Here is a 17,047-nt window from a genome sequence, read left to right as displayed (position 1 = left end):
CACAAGTGAATGATGTGGAAATGCTTGCGAATGACTGCGTTTTGGGTGTTGACAGTAGTTGTCTTGGTGGCATGTTCGGCCCAGTCGGAACCAACTGCTGCATTTGACCCCGAAAATCCAAAGGAATACGGAGTAAACGGCATTTTTATCGGGCAGAACATAAAAGAAGCAATGGATATGTTGAAGCCAACAAAAGCTGATTTTATGGATATGGTGACAAGACAAAGCTATACGGTAGAGCAAATGGCGCAGGGTGCGGGAGATGCAGTAATGGGAATGCTGCTGGTTGATCAAAGCCAGATGATGATCAAAGTCCACAAAGGTGAATTGACATCGATTATGCTGGGTGGAGTTCCCCGTGAGGACGCGCAAAAATTCAAAACATATCGAGGACTCACGATGTTTGACAGTGCTGGGCAGCTAGAGAAGCTGTACGGCAAAGGAAAAGGCGAACAAGAAGTGGTGTATGAAGGCAGCAAATACACCGCCAATTTTGGTCTTGTGGACAATCAGGTGGCGTGGTTCCGATTTGATCGTAAATCATCGTAATAAGGAGAAGGGAGTTCGCTATCAGGGACTCCCTTTTTTCATGGAAAGGATTCATTTGGTCGGATGGAGCCAAACGAGCTTCACTTGATAAGCCTTTGCGATTCCCTCTGCGAGTGGAATCAAGCTTTGATCAATCAGGTAGGCTTCGGGTTGTTGTGTACTTTCAGGTATCACGCCTAGAACATGCTCACGGAGTTGCTCCATGGCAGCCCACTGATCTTCAGTTTGGGATGGGGCCTCGGGCGTTACGATGGCAACTTGATCTGCATATACATACAAATGTTCATTTTGGGAGACAAAACCGATATCATCGAGTTGATCGATGGTGGTTGTTGACGGGAGCAGCAATAGAGAAAAGGCATCGCCTAACATGTTGGCTTTCTCCAAAATGGTCTCTAGCTTCTCCTGTTCGGCTTGGTTCTCTACAATAAAAAGCAGTTTGTCCCGATCAAAGACATTGACATGATCTCCGATTTTATGTATGACTTGAGCATAGAAGCCAGGGAGCTTCCCGGCTGGTACATTCAGTTCAATTCCGTACATATGGCGCATGTCATACCCCCATGTTTGCAATCGTGTTTTTTCTATCGTATCAAAAAATCAAGGAGGTTTCCTATGACAAATCAAAATCTTGCCATTGAATCTTATGCGTTGGGAGCATTTCAAACCAATGCCTATGTGGTGACAAACACCGTTACCAACCAGACCATTGTGATTGACCCGGGCATGGAGCCAGATCAGTTGCTCCGCGCTCTTGCTAATAAAAACGTCGTTGCTATTCTTTTGACGCATGCCCACTTGGATCATATTGGTGGTCTCAACCAAGTAAGAGAATTGACAAAAGCACCGGTTTACATTCATCCATTGGAGCAGGAATGGCTCACCAATCCTGATCTCAACGGATCTCGACGCTGGAATCTGCCCGAACTCATCGTTTGTGAGCGGGCTGAGAACGAATTGGCAGATGGTCAAACTCTGGAACTGGCAGGTTTTCATATTCAGGTGTTGCATACGCCAGGGCATTCACCAGGCAGTTGTTCATTCGTAATTGGCCAGCACTGCTTCGGTGGCGACGTTCTGTTTAACCAGAGCATCGGGCGTACGGATCTGTTCGGAGGAGATTATGAGACACTGATGATCAGCATTCAGGACAAACTGTTTGAGCTCGATGATGAGACAATTGTATATCCTGGACATGGTCCGAAGACGACGATCGACTACGAGAAAACGTACAATCCGTTTGTCACAGGCATGCTGCGTTAGTCACTTCATCATTCTTTATAAAGGTTGGGAGAGGATTTTGTCAGGTGGTGGAGAAAAGGAAGGGGTCACCATTTACCAAAGGAGCTATTTATTATGAAGCGAACATGGAAATGGGCACTCCTTCTCGTTATTGCCTGCACGAGTCTGGTTGGGTGTGCGGCACCCATCGCCCAAGCAGATAAGACAAACCAAGCTCCCGACGTGAAAGTGCCCGATCCCGAAACACCACAGCAGACAGCGCCCAATCATCAGGAGACACAACCTACGACTTTGCCGTCAAGATTTCCGGAACAGCGTATCTCCCTTCTCGCCGTTGGGGATATCATGATGCATCAGGAGCAGTTGGATGCCGTTTGGGACCCAGCGACGAAAAGCTATGATTTTAAACGTTTTTTCCCGAATGTCATCCCGATGTTCCGCGAGGCAGACTGGGTCATCGGCAATCTTGAGACAACGATGAGTGGTAGCGAGGCCAAATACTCAGGATATCCGATGTTTAATTCTCCTGAGTCCCTTGCACATGCGTTGAAGGAAATTGGATTTACTGCGGTAACAACAGCGAATAACCATTCGATGGACCGCAAAGAACAAGGAGTTCTGCAAACCATCAAATATCTCGATGAAGCCGGTCTACCGCACACGGGAACGTTTGCAAATCCTGAGGATCGAGATGAGCCCTTGCTGTTGACCAAGGACGGATTCACGCTAGCCTTGCTATCGTATACGTACGGAACGAATGGAATCGCGATTCCAGAGGGCAAGCCGTATCTGATCAATCTCATTTCGCCTGGGCTGATGAAGAAAGACATCGCACGGGCAAGAGAAAAAGGAGCCGATCTGGTTGCAGTGGCGCTTCATTTCGGAAATGAGTATCAGCGAATGCCCAGTCCTGAACAAATCAAGACCGCCGAGCAAGCTCTGACATTTGGAGCGGATATCATACTGGGCGCGCATCCACATGTGGTACAACCTTACGAATGGAAGACGGTTACCCTCGAAGATGGAAGTCAACACAAAGGACTGATCACCTATTCTTTAGGCAATTTCATCTCTGCGCAGCGATGGGACTACAAGGATGTTGGGGCAATCCTGAAGCTTGTGCTGTACAAGAATGAGTCAGGAGAGGCAAGCATCGAAAGTGCTGAAATGATTCCGACCTACGTTCATTTTTATCGGAAAAATAACAAGCGCAACTACGTCATTTACCCGGTGTCAGAAACATTGGAGAAGCTGAAGCAGGGGCAGAAATACCCGACGCTGACGAAAGAAGCGATCCAGTACATGACACAATTGCAGAAGGAAATGCCGGCTCATGTCAATAAGGTTGTTTCCAAGAAAAAAGCCAGCTAATGAATAGCTGGCTTTACTTCTTTCCGAATCCAAAGGGAAGATTGAATTGTAGCTGGAGTTTTAATTCTTCGTCCATCAGCGTGATGCCCTGCACTTGGATATTGGGGGAGATCAGCTCCGGATAAAATCCTAGATCGTACGCTTCCTCCATTTCCTCTACGGTCGATTGAGGCAAGGCAAAGCCGTCAAAGTACAGCTCGGTAATGTGGAATTTGAGATGGGTAGGAGAGACGAGCTCATAGTTACCAACGAGCTTGAGCTCCATCTGATCATACGTGCCTTCTACGGTCAGCTTGTTATCCTCAAAGGAGAAATGCGATTGTTTAAACAACGCATCTTTCTCTATCAAAAAATTGTTGAAGTCAGTCTGGTTAATGGTTAGCGTATGCTTAAGAAGACCTTCTGACTGAATTCGATCGGGCGTCGCCAACTCGGGAACCTGAACCATGACCTGCGCGAGCATTCCGAAGAAGGTCTGGAATGCGGGCAAACCACGTTTTTCCCAGTCTAAAATCAAGTGATTCATCATGGATTCCACAACGGTCGGGTCATCCAGCTTTTGTACATTCTTTTCTTTTTCAGCGGCAACGGCGAGCATCTCTGACAATTGAAGCTCGTATTTTTTTCGTAGCGTCTGAAGTTGTTCCAATCGATTCTTTTTGTCGGTTTGCATCGCGGTGAGCTTGGTGCGCTCAGTATGATAGGACTCTAGTCGAGACATGTCACGCTCGTACAAGATCTCGTAGAAGTCGTACATCAATAAGAACTGATTGAAATTTTCCGCATTTAATAGTAACGTCAGAAGATTAGTACGCTCGCCCATGTAATAGGCACGCGCTACTTCGCCGGCACGACGTTGTGTGGCTTCCATCACTAGCTTTTGCCGTTGCAAGTCGAGATCCATTTGAGCGATTTCCCCGTATGTCCGCGTCTCTTCTTCCTTTAGTAAGGTGAGGGTTCGCTCCAGCTCTTTTTGTGTAAAATGCTGCTGCAGGATAAGCTGCTCCAAAGGGGTAGCGGGCTCTTCCTGTGCGAATACCGTTAGTGGACATACAAACAGGAACAAGACGAGAAGAAATTTGCGCATGATTTCACCTTTTGCTTTTGCCTTTCCATATTGTATGCTTCTTTTCGTATTATAGCCTTATCTAGTTGAATTTGGATAGCAGGAGAAGAGCTTATGACGATGATCGAACTGATTCGCGAGGAAATAGAAAACCAACCAGGAAAAGCGATTACGTTCGCGCGCTTTATGGAGTTGGCCCTATACCACGATACTCATGGATATTATATGGTTGAACAACCCAAAGTAGGCAAAACGGGAGATTTTTATACGAGCGCATCGGTGCATCCCGTCTTTGCGGAAACAATCGCGGATGCTGTTTTGGCATTATGGGAGGAGGCGGATATTACTTCGCCTGTTCTCGTGGAGATTGGTGGTGGAACCGGGGCTGTCTGCCGTCACATGCTGGAGCGTATCCGCGAATGCAAGCCAGCGGTATACAAAGAGTTGACGGTCATTTTGATAGAAGCGAGTCCGTATCACCGGAAAGTGCAGCAGGAGGCACTCGAGTGGCACGAGGGTCCGAAGCGTTGGTATTCTTCCGTGAAGGAAGCTGCCAAGCATGAAAAAATAGAAGGGGTTATTTTTTCGAATGAATGGCTGGACGCATTTCCGGTACATATTGTAGAAAAAACCAAATTCGGCTGGCAGGAAGTGTGGGTGCGTGCTGCCGAGGACGGGTTGGAAGAGTGTCTGGGAGAGATGACACCAGCGCTAGGAGAATATGTGCTAGGGCTGAACTTGAAGCTGCCGATCGGCATGCGGATCGAGATAAACTTGGCGATGGAGCAAGCGGCACAAGAAGTTTCCTCCCTCTTGAAAAAAGGGTTCGTCATTACGATTGATTACGGTGATCTGCAAGAGGAGCTTTACCATCCCAGTAGAAAAAACGGAACACTGATGTGCTATCATCGTCATCGGGCGCATACGAATCCGTATATCAACATTGGCGAACAAGACTTGACGACACATGTGAATTTTTCTGCGTGGCAAGAGTATGGAGAAAAGGCTGGTTTACGGGAAATGGACTATATGAGGCAGGATCGGTTTTTGATGCGCAATGGCTTGCTTCATAAAGCGGTCGCGCATATGGATACAGACCCTTTCACGAGCGTTGCGATGAAACGGAATCGGGCTATTCAGCAGTTGATCGATCCTGCTGGCTTGGGTGGGCGTTTTTGGGTCATGGTCCAAGGAAAAGGCATCCGGGAGTAAAAGAAGAAGGGAACACAAAAAAAGATGCTCATGGCGAGCATCTTTTTTTACATAATCAATTGTAGCAAAGCGTGCTCTTGTGGGCCAACAGGCATCACGAAGAACGTGTAATACGTGAATCCAACAAAAGACAGGAACATGAAGCCGAAGAAAATGTTTAAGTATACTCGTTCAGTCAGATTCATGTAGCTCAATGCTACGAAGAAAGCAGTCAAACTGAAGAAGATGAGCGCCATCGGGTACAATTCTCCCCAAAACGCCATCAACGCGATCACAATGGTCCAGAAACCAAGAACGCGATACATACGATCCATTTTTGTCCCCCCTTTTTGCCTCGAACGGTAAGATTTACAAGATTCCTCCCCCATTATATAGGACAGGTGAACACGTGTAAACGATAAAGGTATGTCGGATTATTGTCACCCGAGGGGGAGAGACTGGACTTGCGGTGCTAATACTGAATCACCGTATAGTTGCAGGATTGGCAACCGCGAATTTTGGAATCATCCTCACGTAACTCAATGTTCCCCAAGTACGTTTCGAATATTCCCATCAAGAGAGCGTTGTGCATCTGGCATACGGCATTCGGATATTTTTTTGCGCTGTCAGAGAAGGTGCAATTATTCACGCGAAAACGCAGCTTTCCTTCATCCATTGCTTCGATGTCTGGTTTCAATCCCTGGGCCACGACAATCCGATGGACCAGGTCCAATTTTTCTTCCATAGAGGCTGTTTCTAAATTGATTCCGCTTTGGACAACCGCCCGTTTTGCCATCTCTGTTCCAATGCGATGTCCCATTTTAATGAGAGCGGCTTCGCCAGCCTCGCCGAGCGATAGGAGGCTTTCAATCGCGATATCGGCCAACAACTGATAGTCACGAGGTGGGAATTGCAGACTCACAACCTGTTCAGAAAGTGAGTACAACCGACTGGGACGTCCTCCCTTACCGCTTTTGTCTGTAACAGCAGTGAGTAAATTCACGTCTTCCAGCTTGGTCAAATGCAAGCGTGCCACATTTGGATGGATAGAGAAGTGATCAGCTATATCCTGAACCGTGATGGGATCTTTACTGTAGGCGACAAATTGGTAAATGGAAAAACGGGTGGGGTCAGCTAAAGCACTGGTTAACTTTTGCGCATCGTGGTCCATGCCGATACCCCTTTCTCAAAACAATTTCCATAAGATCAAATTCTAAAAGTCGTCTTTTCAGCACCGAGAAAGTGGTGAGTGTAGGGGACCTACATGAGCACCGGACTTTGAAGGTGAACGCCTCTTTCGATGTTACCCAACTTTCAGGACTCCTTCGTGATCAAAAGACAACTTTTTGAACAATCTTCATAAGTGTATCCCATTTTGTGTTACTTGTTAAGGTAGCAGTGTGCTACAACAGGATATCACACGAATTTTCATCTAGTTTTTAAATTAACTACTATTGACATAGTGTTAATGAAGCATTAAAATCCAAAGTAAGGAAAGAAATTTTATTGGCTAACTTTTTGTAAGAGCCTGAACCAAACATCAAGAACTGCAAATCGTAAGACTTTTATAGATGAAATCATGCGTAATAGATGAGATGGAGGGGTAACCAATGGCCGTTGCTGAACGTACACAAACACAAAAATTAACGTTTTTCACTTATCCTAGCTGCACATCCTGTCGCAAAGCGAAGGCATGGCTGGCAGAAAACGGAGTGAATTACGAAGAGCGTCACTTGTTCAAAAATCCACCGACAGCAGAAGAACTGCTGGATATTATCAAAATGACTTCAAATGGCTTGGATGAAATCTTGTCGACGAGAAGTCAGCGTTTTAAAAACCTGGATGTCGATATTAATGATATGTCGGTGAAGGAACTGCTCGAAATGCTTAGCGAAGAGCCTCAGCTTTTGAAGCGTCCGATCCTGACTGACGGTGAAAACCTGATTGTCGGATTCAATTCTTCCGCCATGAAAAATCTGTTGTCCTAATGAAGAGGGGGGAAAGACCTCCTCTTTTTTGTTTGTCCATCGAAAGGTAAAATAAAGCCACAAGCTGATAAAGAGGTGGGAGTTCTTATGGAGACCTTGCTTTTGCAAAAACAGGACGGTATTGCCACGATCACATTAAATCGACCGCATGTACATAATGCCATCAGCGTGGAGCTGGTTGACGAACTGCATCAGGTCCTGCAAGACTGCCAAGCCGATCCTCGGGTGAAGGTTCTGATTGTGACGGGGACGGGCAGAAGCTTCGTTTCCGGAGGCGATTTGAATCAGTTTATTGCAGCTCGTGGCTTTGAACAGGCGCATCCTTTGCTCAGCAAAGTGACGGGGCTTTTGTCGGCCATTGATCAGTATTCCAAACCGGTGATTGCCATGATTAACGGTGCCGCGGTCGGAGGTGGCTGTGAGTTTGCGGGCGCGTGTCATTTTCGTTTTGCCAGTAACCGGGCGACGTTCGGTTTTGTACAAATCAGTATGCATATTACGACAGGCTGGGGTGGGGGAAGTCGGCTGTTGGACTTGCTGCCAGAGTCAAAAGCACTCGCTCTCCTGTTGACTGGTGACAGATTGCGTGCAGAGGAAGCCAAGTCCTACGGTTTTGTTGACGAGGTATACACGGAAGAGAAGCTCCAGGAGGAAGTATATCGTTTCGCTCGAAAAATCGCTGCCCAGCCACTAGCTGGCATTGAAGCGTACATGCAGATCCTGCGGTGGAAGCGTATGGGTATTCCGCAAGAAGAACGAATCCGGCGTGAAGTGAGTCAATGTGCGCATCTATGGGGTAGCCCTGAGCACGTCTCCGTAGTGGAAAGCTTCCTGACAAAGCGCCCAATGTCCTGATCGATGTAGACCTTTCCGTTTAAACATTTATTTGCTTGGACATACTTTTTCTAGTAGAAAGCGATTCTACAAGAGTAGGGAAAAGCATAGGATGAATTACATCATCCTTTTTAAAGGTAACGGGAGGGACTCATATGGTAGCTTCCAGACAAGACGCATGGACCGAAGATGACGATCTAGTGTTGGCGGAAGTCACCTTGCGCCACATACGCGAAGGCGGCACACAGCTTGCTGCATTTGAAGAAGTGGGTCAAAGGTTGGGAAGGACAGCAGCTGCGTGCGGCTTCCGCTGGAACAGTTGCGTACGTAAACGGTACGATGCGGCCATTTCGATTGCGAAAAGCCAGAGGCAGCAATTGAAAAAGCTCGGGAGGATTCAAGCACCGCCCCCTGTGGTGGCAGAGGTCGAGGTCGTCACGTTGCATACAAAACGTTCTGAGACACCAATAGCAGAGGTGCAAAAGTACGCGGATGTAGAGGAGCAGCAGATTGAAGCAGTCATTCGCATGCTCGTCAATCAAAAGGAAATGACTCGTCGCTTGCGACAATTGGAACAAGAGTTGGAAGGAAAAGAGTTGGAGTTAAAAGAATTGAAAGAAGCCCACGAACGCGCTAGAAAAGAGCTGGATCAGGTTCAGGGTGTCAATGATGATTACCGTGCGTTGGTACAGATTATGGAACGTGCACGCAAGCTTGCTTTTTTACAGGAAGAAGATTCCAACAAAGCGATCTTCAAAATGGATGAAAACGGAAATTTAGAGCGCGTGGAAAAATAAGCGCTAGGTATGAAAAAAGAAGCGGTGATTGATCCGCTTCTTTTTGTTTGCGCATTCATCTGTCATTCATGTTAGTAAAGAGGGAGCTAGTCTTGCAGCTCTACGCTCTCTGGCAACCATACGTACGGGTTTTCACCACGATCACGCATGAGGTTGTACTTCACAGGCGTGAAGCCCATTTTCAACCAAAAATCGTCTGCGCGGCAGCGGGAGTTGGTTTTAATAGGAGCTCCAAAGCTCTTCGCGTGGTTAACCAAAGCTGTTCCGTAATCTTTGCCGCGGTAGTCAGGCAGGACCTCAAGCTTCCACAGCTCGTAATAGTCTTGCGCAGGTTGGAAGTAACGGTCGTATTTCCCGTCAATTTTGTAGAGGCTCATACGTGCTACCAGAAGATCGTTGTCATAAATACCGTAAAATGGAGATTCCGAATCATTTTCCACGATGTTCGCCTCCAGGTCTTCCTTCATAGAAAGCTCCTCCAGGCCAAATTCGCGAAACTTCTGGAATTCCTCCAGTGTCTTATAGTTGATTTGCAAACGTCTTACTTCAAACATGGTTAGCCACTCCTCTCACAGCTCTTTGCCTTGGCCACCTTTTGGCCCCGCCCCTTTATTATACACGATGTTAGGCTTTTCCGAAGTGTTTTTCTTTTTTTATATAGAGGGATTGTCAGGAAATGATTTCGCTTCCTTGGAAAAATTTAAAATTTCATCCTAGAACTATGATCATTCTCGTGGCAAAATAGAAAGTAGCATCACATGATACAAACCAGGCAAACAATTTGGAAGCGCTTACGGTTGTAGTCGGTTTGTCAAAGAGGGGAGCGTTGCCATGAAAAAGGTATTAATCGCAAACCGTGGTGAAATTGCCAGACGAATTATCCGTACATGCAAGGCAAGAGGAGTGGCTACGGTTGCTGTCTATTCGGATGCAGACAAGGATCTGCCGTTTGTACGTGAAGCAGATGAGTCAGTCCATATTGGTCCACCGCCCGTTCCGCACAGCTACCTGAACGTAGAGGCTATTCTTGCAGCAGCGAAAAGCACCGGTGCCGATGCCATTCACCCAGGCTACGGTCTTTTGTCAGAAAACGAAGCTTTTGCCCGCCGTGTTCTGGAGGAGGGTCTTCTATTCATTGGGCCAACCCCCGAGGTCATCGGGCAAATGGGTGACAAGCTGACTGCCCGCCGTATGATGGAGGCTGCGGGAGTGCCGGTAGTTCCGGGGTGTGAACAGGCTATCGATTCTCCAGATGAAGCAGCTGTCATCGCGATGTCCATTGGATATCCCGTGATGCTCAAGGCAAGTGCTGGCGGCGGAGGAATCGGGATGCACATTTGCCGAGAAGAGGCCGAACTGCGTCAAGCCTACCAATCGGCGAAAGGTCGGGCAAAAGCGTATTTTGGAAACGATGCGATGTACATGGAGAAATACGTGGAACGTCCGCACCACATCGAAGTGCAGGTCGTTGCTGATCAACATGGAAACGTCATCCACTTATTAGAACGGGAATGCTCCATACAGCGCAGACATCAAAAGGTGCTCGAGGAAAGCCCGTCGCCCTTTTTGGACACAGCAACAAGAGAGCTTTTGTGCAATGCAGCGGTTACCGCAGCGAAAGCAGTGGGCTACTCAGGTGTAGGAACGGTTGAATTTATCGTAGATGAACAGAAAAACTTTTACTTCTTGGAAATGAATACACGCTTGCAAGTGGAGCATCCCGTGACGGAAGAAATGACGGGCATTGACCTCGTGTCGCTCCAACTGGACATTGCCGATGGTCACCCGCTGTCGATCAAGCAAGAGGACGTCAAGGCTCTGCGCCACGCGATTGAGCTGCGTGTCTATGCGGAAGACCCTGTCACCTTCCTGCCATCGCCAGGGACGATTACGTTGTATCAGCCACCTGCATTTGAAGATGTAAGAATTGATGATGGGGTAGAGACAGGTACACAGGTGACTCCTTTTTACGACCCGATGATTGCAAAGGTCATTGTCTCTGGAGCGACAAGAGAAGAGGCTGTACAGCAGGCGCAGAAGGCTATGGATCATTTTCTGATTACTGGCATTAAAACGAACATTCCGTTTTTGCAAGAAGTATTACAGGATGAACAATTCCGAGCAGGTAACTATACAACATGGTTTGTTACTGAGCGCGGAACTGCGTCAAGCACGGAAAAACGCTAATATCCATGATATGTAAAGGAGAGATCCATCCATGAAACAAGTAGCAGCCAATATGGCAGGAACCGTTATTAATGTTCTGGTGCAGCCAGGTGACGAGATCAATGAAGGACAAGATGTCCTTGTACTGGAATCGATGAAAATGGAAGTTCCTGTACAGGCTCAAGCATCAGGCAAGGTTGTGGAAGTTAAAGCGAATATTGGCGATTTTGTCAATGATGGCGATATCATTGTCGTTTTGGAATAGGATTAGAATACTTCTAAACTGAGCGACCGCTAGGCGAGGGGGGTGACTTGTTGTGCGTGTGCAAATCGTGGAGGTCGGTCCTCGTGACGGGTTGCAAAATGAGAGCGCGATCGTTCCGGCAGCAGCAAAAATTGCCTTGATTCATAAGCTGATGGCAGCAGGCTTGAAGCGGATAGAAGCAAGTTCATTTGTGAATCCGAAATGGATACCGCAATTGGCGGATGCAGATGAGGTCTTGCAGGGAATCAATCGCAGCCAAGAGGTAGCGCTTAGCGCATTGGTTCCAAATATTCGCGGTCTGGAGCGGGCGCGCCAGTGCGGACTGACAGAGATTGCCCTGTTCATGTCTGCCTCTGAAACCCATAATCAAAAAAACATCAATAAACCGATAGCAGACACGTATCCGATCCTGCGGGAGGTTGCCCAGGAAGCGCTGGCTCTCGGGATGAAAGTTCGTGGATATATCTCAACGGTGTTCGGCTGTCCGTATGAAGGAAACGTTCCGCTGGACAATAGCCGCAGGGTGACAGAGGCTCTGTTGGAAATGGGAGTGTACGAGATTTCTCTCGGGGATACGATAGGGGTTGCAACACCGAAGCAGGTTCATGAGGTTTTTGGAGAACTTGTGAAAGATGTTACGAACGAGCGCTTAGCCGCCCATTTCCATGATACGAGAGGAACCGGATTGGCGAACGTAGCAGCGGCGCTTGATGAAGGAATCCGAATCTTTGACAGCTCAATCGGCGGGCTTGGTGGATGCCCGTATGCCCCAGGAGCTGCCGGCAACATTTCGACTGAAGATTTGGTCTACATGTTGCACGGAATGGACTATGAAACGGGAGTCGATCTCGAGAAGTTGATTGAGGCTGGTGCGTATATTGGGCAGCAGTTGGGCAAAGAGCTCCCCTCAAAAGTGCTACGGGCATCGCTCGCAAGTAAACCAGCTGGATGATCTGTATTTCCACACATTCGCAAAGAGGGGATAGAAGATGACGGTTTCCCTGCAAAGAGAGGGCGCAATCGGCGTACTGACGCTGCAACGGCCAGAAGTTTTTAACTGCCTCAATCTGGATACGCTTGTGACACTGCGCGGCTTGATCAGTGAAATCAACCATAATCGCGACATCCGGGCGGTCATTGTGACAGGGGCTGGTGACAAGGCGTTTTGCTCTGGTGCAGATTTGAGAGAGCGACGCTCCATGTCACCACAACAGGTTGATGTCTATATCCAAACGATTCGAGATACGTTCACAGAGCTGGAAAAGCTACCGAAACCTGTCATCGCGGCGATTAACGGGCTGGCACTGGGTGGCGGTACCGAATTGGCATTGGCGTGCGATCTGCGGATCATGAGTGATCAGGCCCAGATGGGGTTAACGGAGACATCGCTCGGGATCATCCCTGGCGCCGGCGGAACACAGCGCCTACCTCGGCTGGTTGGAAAAGGCGTCGCCAAGGAACTGATTTTTACGGCAAGGCGTGTTTTTCCAGAGGAGGCAATGTCCATCGGGTTAGTCAATCGGATTGTTCCCACTGATCAACTCATGGCGACAGCCATTTCTTTGGCCGAGCAAATTTCAGCGAATGCTCCACTTGCCTTAGCCCAAGCCAAGTTTGCCATCGATTGTGGAGTGGAAGTCGAGCTAGGTAGCGGACTTCAGATTGAAAGCAACGCGTACAAGCTGCTCGTCCCGACGAAAGACCGCCTAGAAGGACTCGCAGCCTTCCAAGAAAAACGAAAACCGATATACCGCGGAGAGTGACGAGGGGGATTACGCTGATGACCAAACATTTGGAAGACACATTGCACGAAAAAATTGCCCAAGTAGTGCAAGGGGGCGATGCCAAGTATCATGACAAGCTCAAGGAGCAAAACAAGCTGTTCGTCCGCGATCGCCTCAAGCTATTGTTTGATGACGAGTTCATGGTCGAGGATGGGCTGTTCGCGAATGTTATGGCAGGCGATCTGCCGGCGGATGGAGTTGTGACCGCAATTGGCAAGGTTAATGGTCAAACCGTCTGCGTGATGGCAAATGATTCGACTGTGAAAGCCGGGTCTTGGGGATCGCGGACCGTCGAAAAAATCATTCGCATTCAAGAGACAGCCGAAAAAATGCGTGTTCCTCTTCTCTATCTCGTCGATTCAGCAGGAGCGCGTATCACTGATCAATTGGAGATGTTCCCAGGCCGACGGGGGGCTGGCCGAATCTTTTACAACCAAGTGAAGCTTTCGGGCAAAATTCCACAAGTGTGCATTTTGTTTGGACCTTCTGCGGCTGGTGGCGCTTATATCCCTGCTTTTTGTGACATTGTCATCATGGTCGACAAAAACGCGAGCATGTACTTGGGCTCTCCGCGCATGGCAGAAATGGTGATTGGAGAAAAAGTGAGCTTGGAGGAGTTGGGCGGCGCACGCATGCATTGCTCCGTCAGCGGATGCGGCGACATACTGGCTGCCAATGAAGAAGAAGCGATTCAATCAGCGCGCAGCTATCTGCGCTTCTTCCCGGCGAACTATACATTGACGCCGCCGACTGCACTGGCAAAAGCTCCTGTGTCTACAGCGAAAGAAATCACGAGCATCGTGCCGGAGAACCAAAATGCAGCTTTTAATATGCATGATGTCATTACAGCATTGGTCGACGAGGATTCGTTCTTTGAAATCAAAAAATTATTTGCCCAAGAACTGATTACCGGATTGGCACGTCTGGATGGCAAACCTGTCGGTATCATTGCCAACCAGCCGCGTGTAAAAGGAGGAGTCTTGTTTGTCGATTCGGCTGACAAGGCGGCTCGATTCATCACGCTGTGCGATGCGTTTTCCATTCCACTGTTGTTCTTGGCGGATGTTCCGGGATTTATGATTGGGACAGCCGTAGAGCGGGCAGGCATTATCAGACACGGGGCAAAAATGATCTCCGCCATGGCGGAAGCCACAGTACCGAAAATATCCGTCATTGTACGTAAAGCGTATGGTGCTGGCTTGTATGCAATGGCTAGCTCTGCCTTTGAACCAGATGCTTGCCTCGCACTGCCCGGAGCCCAAATCGCCGTGATGGGACCAGAAGCAGCCGTTAATGCCGTCTACAGTAACAAAATACAGGCGATTGAGGACCCGGCGGAGCGTCAAGCGTTTATTCAGGAAAAACGCAGAGAGTATCAGGAAGACATCGATCTGTACTTACTGGCTTCGAACTTGATTGTGGATGCTGTTGTGCCTCCAAGCGAACTGAGACGCGAATTAATCCAGCGCTACGAGGTTTACAAGGAAAAGCGTCACGTTTTTTCGGACAGAAAGCATGCTGTTTATCCCGTATAATTGAGGGGTCAGGCTGTCGTCAATGGGCGACAGCCAATTTTTTTACAAAAAAGGTGTGGGAGCCAAGGAATATTTCGATAATTTCGATCTTTTTTTGTGGCAATCAATTGAACAATCCCGAAAACTCTGTTATTCTTGAAAAATAAGCATTGATTAATGTGGGTGAACAAATGCTGCTAGAACCAATGACGTTTCAGGTAGTAGTCATAGGTGGAGGGTCTGTCGGGCTGCTGTATGCAGCAAGGCTCGCACACGCTGGACAACCTGTTACGATTGTTACACGCAGTTCACTCCAGGCGAATCAGCTAAATGAACGCGGGCTCAGCTTTCAAAAGCTGAATGGGGATTCAGTCACTGTTCCCGTAGCCGCTCGCTCCATTGAAGAAGGATTGCCTGAAGGGAATCTGTATCTGTTAACTGTAAAGCAGCCAGATTTGCACAGCTTGCTCCCAGCTCTACAAAGGTTGGACCTCAAGGCAAGAGTAATCGCTTTGCAAAATGGCATGGGTCATTACGAATTGCTTCGAACCGTTTTAACGGAGACACAGTGCTTCTTTGCGATTAATACGGAAGGAGCAAGGAGATTGTCGCCTACAGAAGTCGTGCACACCGGTACAGGTACTTTGCGTGTAGGCTCTTGGGAGACTTCTGATTGCAATGATCCACTGATTCGCATATTTGTCGAATGGGCAATAGCAACAGGCATGGAGGCTGTCTATGAAAAGGCAATACAGCCCTTCGCTTGGCGCAAGCTCATCGCAAATGCGCTGATCAATCCGTTAACCGCGCTTTTTGAAATCCCAAATGGTGCCCTCCTCGAAAATTCACATACGCAACAGCTCATGCGTGCTTTATTTGTGGAAGCAGCTGCAGTGGCTGCGTATGCCGGACAAAAAATCGAGGATGCAGACTTGCAGGAAATTGTCTCCATTTGCCGAAATACTTCCCGTAATCTTTCCTCCATGCTGCAGGATATTAAGAAGCGCAGACCGACGGAAGTGCAGTCTATCAACGGCTATCTCGTCCAAGTAGGGCAAAAGGCCGGGATTCCAACTCCGCTGCACGAAACCTTGCTTCGCGTTATCCTTCTAAAGTCAGACATGGGAATACGGAAGGAGGGAGGCGACAGTAGATGACCTTTTTGGCGAATGTCTGGGCCTATTTGTGGGGGACGCTGACGGTTGTGCCGTTTCTCGGATTTCCGATCGTTTATTTCATCTTGTATGGAATGACGCGGAACAAGAAATTGGCAGGCCGCTTCGCGATAAATATCACGAATCTTTTGGTGATTCGCTCTGCCGTTTCCGCTTACGAACTGATCTGGCCCGAGGCATTCTCCGCTTGGTGGTGGGTATTCTGTTTTTACCTGGTGGTAACCATACTCCTTGGGTGGGTACAGATGAAGTTGAAGGGGCGGCTCTCCCTCAAAAAGGTAGGATTTTCAGCCTGGCGATTGTCGTTTCTCTGGTTTGGAATCGTCTACATAGTGCTGTTTACGACCGGAATTATCAAAACGATGGGTGTCGTGTAAAGCACTGTTGATACATATCGTATTTATTCCGATAAGAAAGAAGGTTGGAACTATGCGACTTCCCATCGAGACCATCGGTCATAAGATTCGAATGATTCGGAAAGAACGCGGCTTTACCTTGGAAATTATGGCAGGCAAGACAGGGTTAAGCAAGGGTTTGCTGAGCCAAGTAGAGCGCGGAATTTCACAGCCGTCGCTGGATTCGCTGTGGAAAATCACCAAAGCTCTGGAGTCACCCATCATTCATTTTTTCGAAGATATTGATCAAAAGCAGGTGCATGTGACTCGCTTGCAAAAACGCAGACAACTGGTCTTTCCTGAATCGACGGGCACGTATTCGCTGCTCTCGATGGGAGGTAGTGCCAAGCTGGGGATGCTGGAAGTGCGACTGATGCCTGGAGAAATGGCTGTCGACAAGTTCGTGCAGTCAGAGGGAGAAGAGTGCTTCACGGTCATTACTGGCAGTGTGACAGCACGCTTCAACGATGAAGAGCATGTATTGGAAGCAGGAGACAGTATTTCATTTGATAGCAGCAAAACACACTCAATCGAAAATACAGGAGAAACGGAAGCTTTGTTAATCTGGTCCGTCACCCCTCCGCAATTTTAATGCAAGCGCAAACGAGCCTGTATTACACTTTGACAACCCATTAAAGTGGGTTGTCTTGTTTTTTGTGGCTGTGGAGCATGTTATAATTTTGGTTGACCATGGCCCGAAGAAAGGTGAG

At 48.1% G+C, this 17,047-nt stretch carries 20 protein-coding genes; 15 read left to right on the top strand and 5 right to left on the bottom strand.

The features are described 5' to 3' along the window. Positions 1-9 precede the first annotated feature (9 nt). Positions 10-549 (top strand): hypothetical protein, encoded by a 540-nt coding sequence (locus HP567_RS21885; RefSeq protein WP_173608232.1) that lies wholly within the window; start codon positions 10-12, stop codon positions 547-549. Positions 550-600: 51 nt separating this feature from the next. Here HP567_RS21885 and HP567_RS21880 read toward each other — a convergent pair whose 3' ends face one another. Then, positions 601-1,101 carry a hypothetical protein gene (locus HP567_RS21880; RefSeq protein ID WP_173608231.1) on the bottom strand — a complete coding sequence of 167 codons (501 nt, stop codon included), beginning with the start codon at positions 1,099-1,101 and terminating at the stop codon, positions 601-603. 63 nt (positions 1,102-1,164) lie between these two features. Between HP567_RS21880 and HP567_RS21875 the strand changes: the two genes are divergently transcribed. Both HP567_RS21875 and HP567_RS21870 read left to right on the top strand, forming a co-directional pair. Beyond that, on the top strand, positions 1,165-1,812 hold the full coding sequence (locus tag HP567_RS21875; protein WP_173608230.1) for an MBL fold metallo-hydrolase: 648 nt from the start codon (positions 1,165-1,167) through the stop codon (positions 1,810-1,812). Positions 1,813-1,905: 93 nt separating this feature from the next. After that, positions 1,906-3,162 (top strand): CapA family protein, encoded by a 1,257-nt coding sequence (locus tag HP567_RS21870; RefSeq protein WP_173608229.1) that lies wholly within the window; start codon positions 1,906-1,908, stop codon positions 3,160-3,162. Between the two features lie 13 nt (positions 3,163-3,175). Here the strand turns inward: HP567_RS21870 and HP567_RS21865 are convergent, their stop codons facing one another. Continuing rightward, positions 3,176-4,249 (bottom strand): hypothetical protein, encoded by a 1,074-nt coding sequence (locus HP567_RS21865; protein WP_173608228.1) that lies wholly within the window; start codon positions 4,247-4,249, stop codon positions 3,176-3,178. 93 nt (positions 4,250-4,342) lie between these two features. Between HP567_RS21865 and HP567_RS21860 the strand changes: the two genes are divergently transcribed. Further along, a complete protein-coding gene (locus tag HP567_RS21860; RefSeq protein WP_173608227.1) occupies positions 4,343-5,440 on the top strand; it encodes a class I SAM-dependent methyltransferase in 1,098 nt (365 codons plus the stop codon). Positions 5,441-5,487: 47 nt separating this feature from the next. On the opposite strand, the gene HP567_RS21855 is transcribed toward HP567_RS21860, so the two are convergent. After that, the gene (locus HP567_RS21855; RefSeq protein WP_015892123.1) at positions 5,488-5,754 is read right to left on the bottom strand and encodes a DUF2626 domain-containing protein; all 267 of its coding nucleotides are present in this window, start codon (positions 5,752-5,754) and stop codon (positions 5,488-5,490) included. Positions 5,755-5,891: 137 nt separating this feature from the next. Beyond that, complete coding sequence (locus HP567_RS21850) at positions 5,892-6,590, bottom strand: helix-turn-helix transcriptional regulator (protein ID WP_047068388.1); 699 nt, start codon at positions 6,588-6,590, stop codon at positions 5,892-5,894. Between the two features lie 439 nt (positions 6,591-7,029). Between HP567_RS21850 and HP567_RS21845 the strand changes: the two genes are divergently transcribed. The 3 genes from HP567_RS21845 to HP567_RS21835 all read left to right on the top strand — a co-directional run bounded on the left by HP567_RS21845 (position 7,030) and on the right by HP567_RS21835 (position 9,038). Next, on the top strand, positions 7,030-7,407 hold the full coding sequence (locus tag HP567_RS21845) for a Spx/MgsR family RNA polymerase-binding regulatory protein (RefSeq protein WP_016740704.1): 378 nt from the start codon (positions 7,030-7,032) through the stop codon (positions 7,405-7,407). Positions 7,408-7,494: 87 nt separating this feature from the next. After that, a complete protein-coding gene (locus HP567_RS21840; RefSeq protein ID WP_173608226.1) occupies positions 7,495-8,262 on the top strand; it encodes an enoyl-CoA hydratase/isomerase family protein in 768 nt (255 codons plus the stop codon). A gap of 134 nt (positions 8,263-8,396) precedes the next feature. Beyond that, positions 8,397-9,038: an RsfA family transcriptional regulator gene (locus tag HP567_RS21835; RefSeq protein ID WP_173608225.1), complete on the top strand. Its 642-nt coding sequence runs from the start codon at positions 8,397-8,399 to the stop codon at positions 9,036-9,038. Positions 9,039-9,124: 86 nt separating this feature from the next. Here the strand turns inward: HP567_RS21835 and HP567_RS21830 are convergent, their stop codons facing one another. Continuing rightward, positions 9,125-9,592 carry an N-acetyltransferase gene (locus HP567_RS21830; RefSeq protein ID WP_047068385.1) on the bottom strand — a complete coding sequence of 156 codons (468 nt, stop codon included), beginning with the start codon at positions 9,590-9,592 and terminating at the stop codon, positions 9,125-9,127. 277 nt (positions 9,593-9,869) lie between these two features. Between HP567_RS21830 and HP567_RS21825 the strand changes: the two genes are divergently transcribed. The 8 genes from HP567_RS21825 (at position 9,870) to HP567_RS21790 (ending at position 16,929) form a co-directional block, all read left to right on the top strand. After that, positions 9,870-11,225 (top strand): acetyl-CoA carboxylase biotin carboxylase subunit, encoded by a 1,356-nt coding sequence (locus tag HP567_RS21825; protein WP_173608224.1) that lies wholly within the window; start codon positions 9,870-9,872, stop codon positions 11,223-11,225. 31 nt (positions 11,226-11,256) lie between these two features. Next, complete coding sequence (locus HP567_RS21820; RefSeq protein WP_015892116.1) at positions 11,257-11,469, top strand: biotin/lipoyl-containing protein; 213 nt, start codon at positions 11,257-11,259, stop codon at positions 11,467-11,469. A gap of 52 nt (positions 11,470-11,521) precedes the next feature. Then, complete coding sequence (locus HP567_RS21815; protein ID WP_173608223.1) at positions 11,522-12,421, top strand: hydroxymethylglutaryl-CoA lyase; 900 nt, start codon at positions 11,522-11,524, stop codon at positions 12,419-12,421. 37 nt (positions 12,422-12,458) lie between these two features. Continuing rightward, the gene (locus tag HP567_RS21810; RefSeq protein WP_173608222.1) at positions 12,459-13,232 is read left to right on the top strand and encodes an enoyl-CoA hydratase-related protein; all 774 of its coding nucleotides are present in this window, start codon (positions 12,459-12,461) and stop codon (positions 13,230-13,232) included. Between the two features lie 17 nt (positions 13,233-13,249). Continuing rightward, complete coding sequence (locus HP567_RS21805; RefSeq protein ID WP_173608221.1) at positions 13,250-14,788, top strand: acyl-CoA carboxylase subunit beta; 1,539 nt, start codon at positions 13,250-13,252, stop codon at positions 14,786-14,788. Between the two features lie 170 nt (positions 14,789-14,958). Continuing rightward, positions 14,959-15,924, top strand: a complete 966-nt coding sequence (locus tag HP567_RS21800) for a ketopantoate reductase family protein (RefSeq protein WP_173608220.1) — start codon at positions 14,959-14,961, stop codon at positions 15,922-15,924. Then, complete coding sequence (locus HP567_RS21795; protein WP_016740712.1) at positions 15,921-16,319, top strand: DUF3397 domain-containing protein; 399 nt, start codon at positions 15,921-15,923, stop codon at positions 16,317-16,319. Before HP567_RS21800 ends, HP567_RS21795 begins: the two co-directional genes overlap by 4 nt. Before the next feature lie 52 nt (positions 16,320-16,371). Then, positions 16,372-16,929, top strand: coding sequence for a helix-turn-helix domain-containing protein (locus HP567_RS21790; RefSeq protein WP_007717657.1), 558 nt, complete (start codon positions 16,372-16,374; stop codon positions 16,927-16,929). The last annotated feature ends 118 nt before the right edge of the window (positions 16,930-17,047 follow it).

It is taken from the genome of Brevibacillus sp. M2.1A (assembly GCF_013284355.2).
In the GTDB taxonomy this organism is placed as follows: domain Bacteria; phylum Bacillota; class Bacilli; order Brevibacillales; family Brevibacillaceae; genus Brevibacillus.
Note: the sequence above shows the minus strand (reverse complement) of the source record. Positions and strands in the feature narration are given on the sequence as shown.

Coding starts and splice junctions, on each gene's coding strand:
- HP567_RS21885 (WP_173608232.1), top strand. CDS start 10: ATGATGTGGAAATGCTTGCGAATGACTGCGTTTTGGGTGTTGACAGTA.
- HP567_RS21880 (WP_173608231.1), bottom strand. CDS start 1,101: ATGCGCCATATGTACGGAATTGAACTGAATGTACCAGCCGGGAAGCTC.
- HP567_RS21875 (WP_173608230.1), top strand. CDS start 1,165: ATGACAAATCAAAATCTTGCCATTGAATCTTATGCGTTGGGAGCATTT.
- HP567_RS21870 (WP_173608229.1), top strand. CDS start 1,906: ATGAAGCGAACATGGAAATGGGCACTCCTTCTCGTTATTGCCTGCACG.
- HP567_RS21865 (WP_173608228.1), bottom strand. CDS start 4,249: ATGCGCAAATTTCTTCTCGTCTTGTTCCTGTTTGTATGTCCACTAACG.
- HP567_RS21860 (WP_173608227.1), top strand. CDS start 4,343: ATGACGATGATCGAACTGATTCGCGAGGAAATAGAAAACCAACCAGGA.
- HP567_RS21855 (WP_015892123.1), bottom strand. CDS start 5,754: ATGGATCGTATGTATCGCGTTCTTGGTTTCTGGACCATTGTGATCGCG.
- HP567_RS21850 (WP_047068388.1), bottom strand. CDS start 6,590: ATGGACCACGATGCGCAAAAGTTAACCAGTGCTTTAGCTGACCCCACC.
- HP567_RS21845 (WP_016740704.1), top strand. CDS start 7,030: ATGGCCGTTGCTGAACGTACACAAACACAAAAATTAACGTTTTTCACT.
- HP567_RS21840 (WP_173608226.1), top strand. CDS start 7,495: ATGGAGACCTTGCTTTTGCAAAAACAGGACGGTATTGCCACGATCACA.
- HP567_RS21835 (WP_173608225.1), top strand. CDS start 8,397: ATGGTAGCTTCCAGACAAGACGCATGGACCGAAGATGACGATCTAGTG.
- HP567_RS21830 (WP_047068385.1), bottom strand. CDS start 9,592: ATGTTTGAAGTAAGACGTTTGCAAATCAACTATAAGACACTGGAGGAA.
- HP567_RS21825 (WP_173608224.1), top strand. CDS start 9,870: ATGAAAAAGGTATTAATCGCAAACCGTGGTGAAATTGCCAGACGAATT.
- HP567_RS21820 (WP_015892116.1), top strand. CDS start 11,257: ATGAAACAAGTAGCAGCCAATATGGCAGGAACCGTTATTAATGTTCTG.
- HP567_RS21810 (WP_173608222.1), top strand. CDS start 12,459: ATGACGGTTTCCCTGCAAAGAGAGGGCGCAATCGGCGTACTGACGCTG.
- HP567_RS21805 (WP_173608221.1), top strand. CDS start 13,250: ATGACCAAACATTTGGAAGACACATTGCACGAAAAAATTGCCCAAGTA.
- HP567_RS21800 (WP_173608220.1), top strand. CDS start 14,959: ATGCTGCTAGAACCAATGACGTTTCAGGTAGTAGTCATAGGTGGAGGG.
- HP567_RS21795 (WP_016740712.1), top strand. CDS start 15,921: ATGACCTTTTTGGCGAATGTCTGGGCCTATTTGTGGGGGACGCTGACG.
- HP567_RS21790 (WP_007717657.1), top strand. CDS start 16,372: ATGCGACTTCCCATCGAGACCATCGGTCATAAGATTCGAATGATTCGG.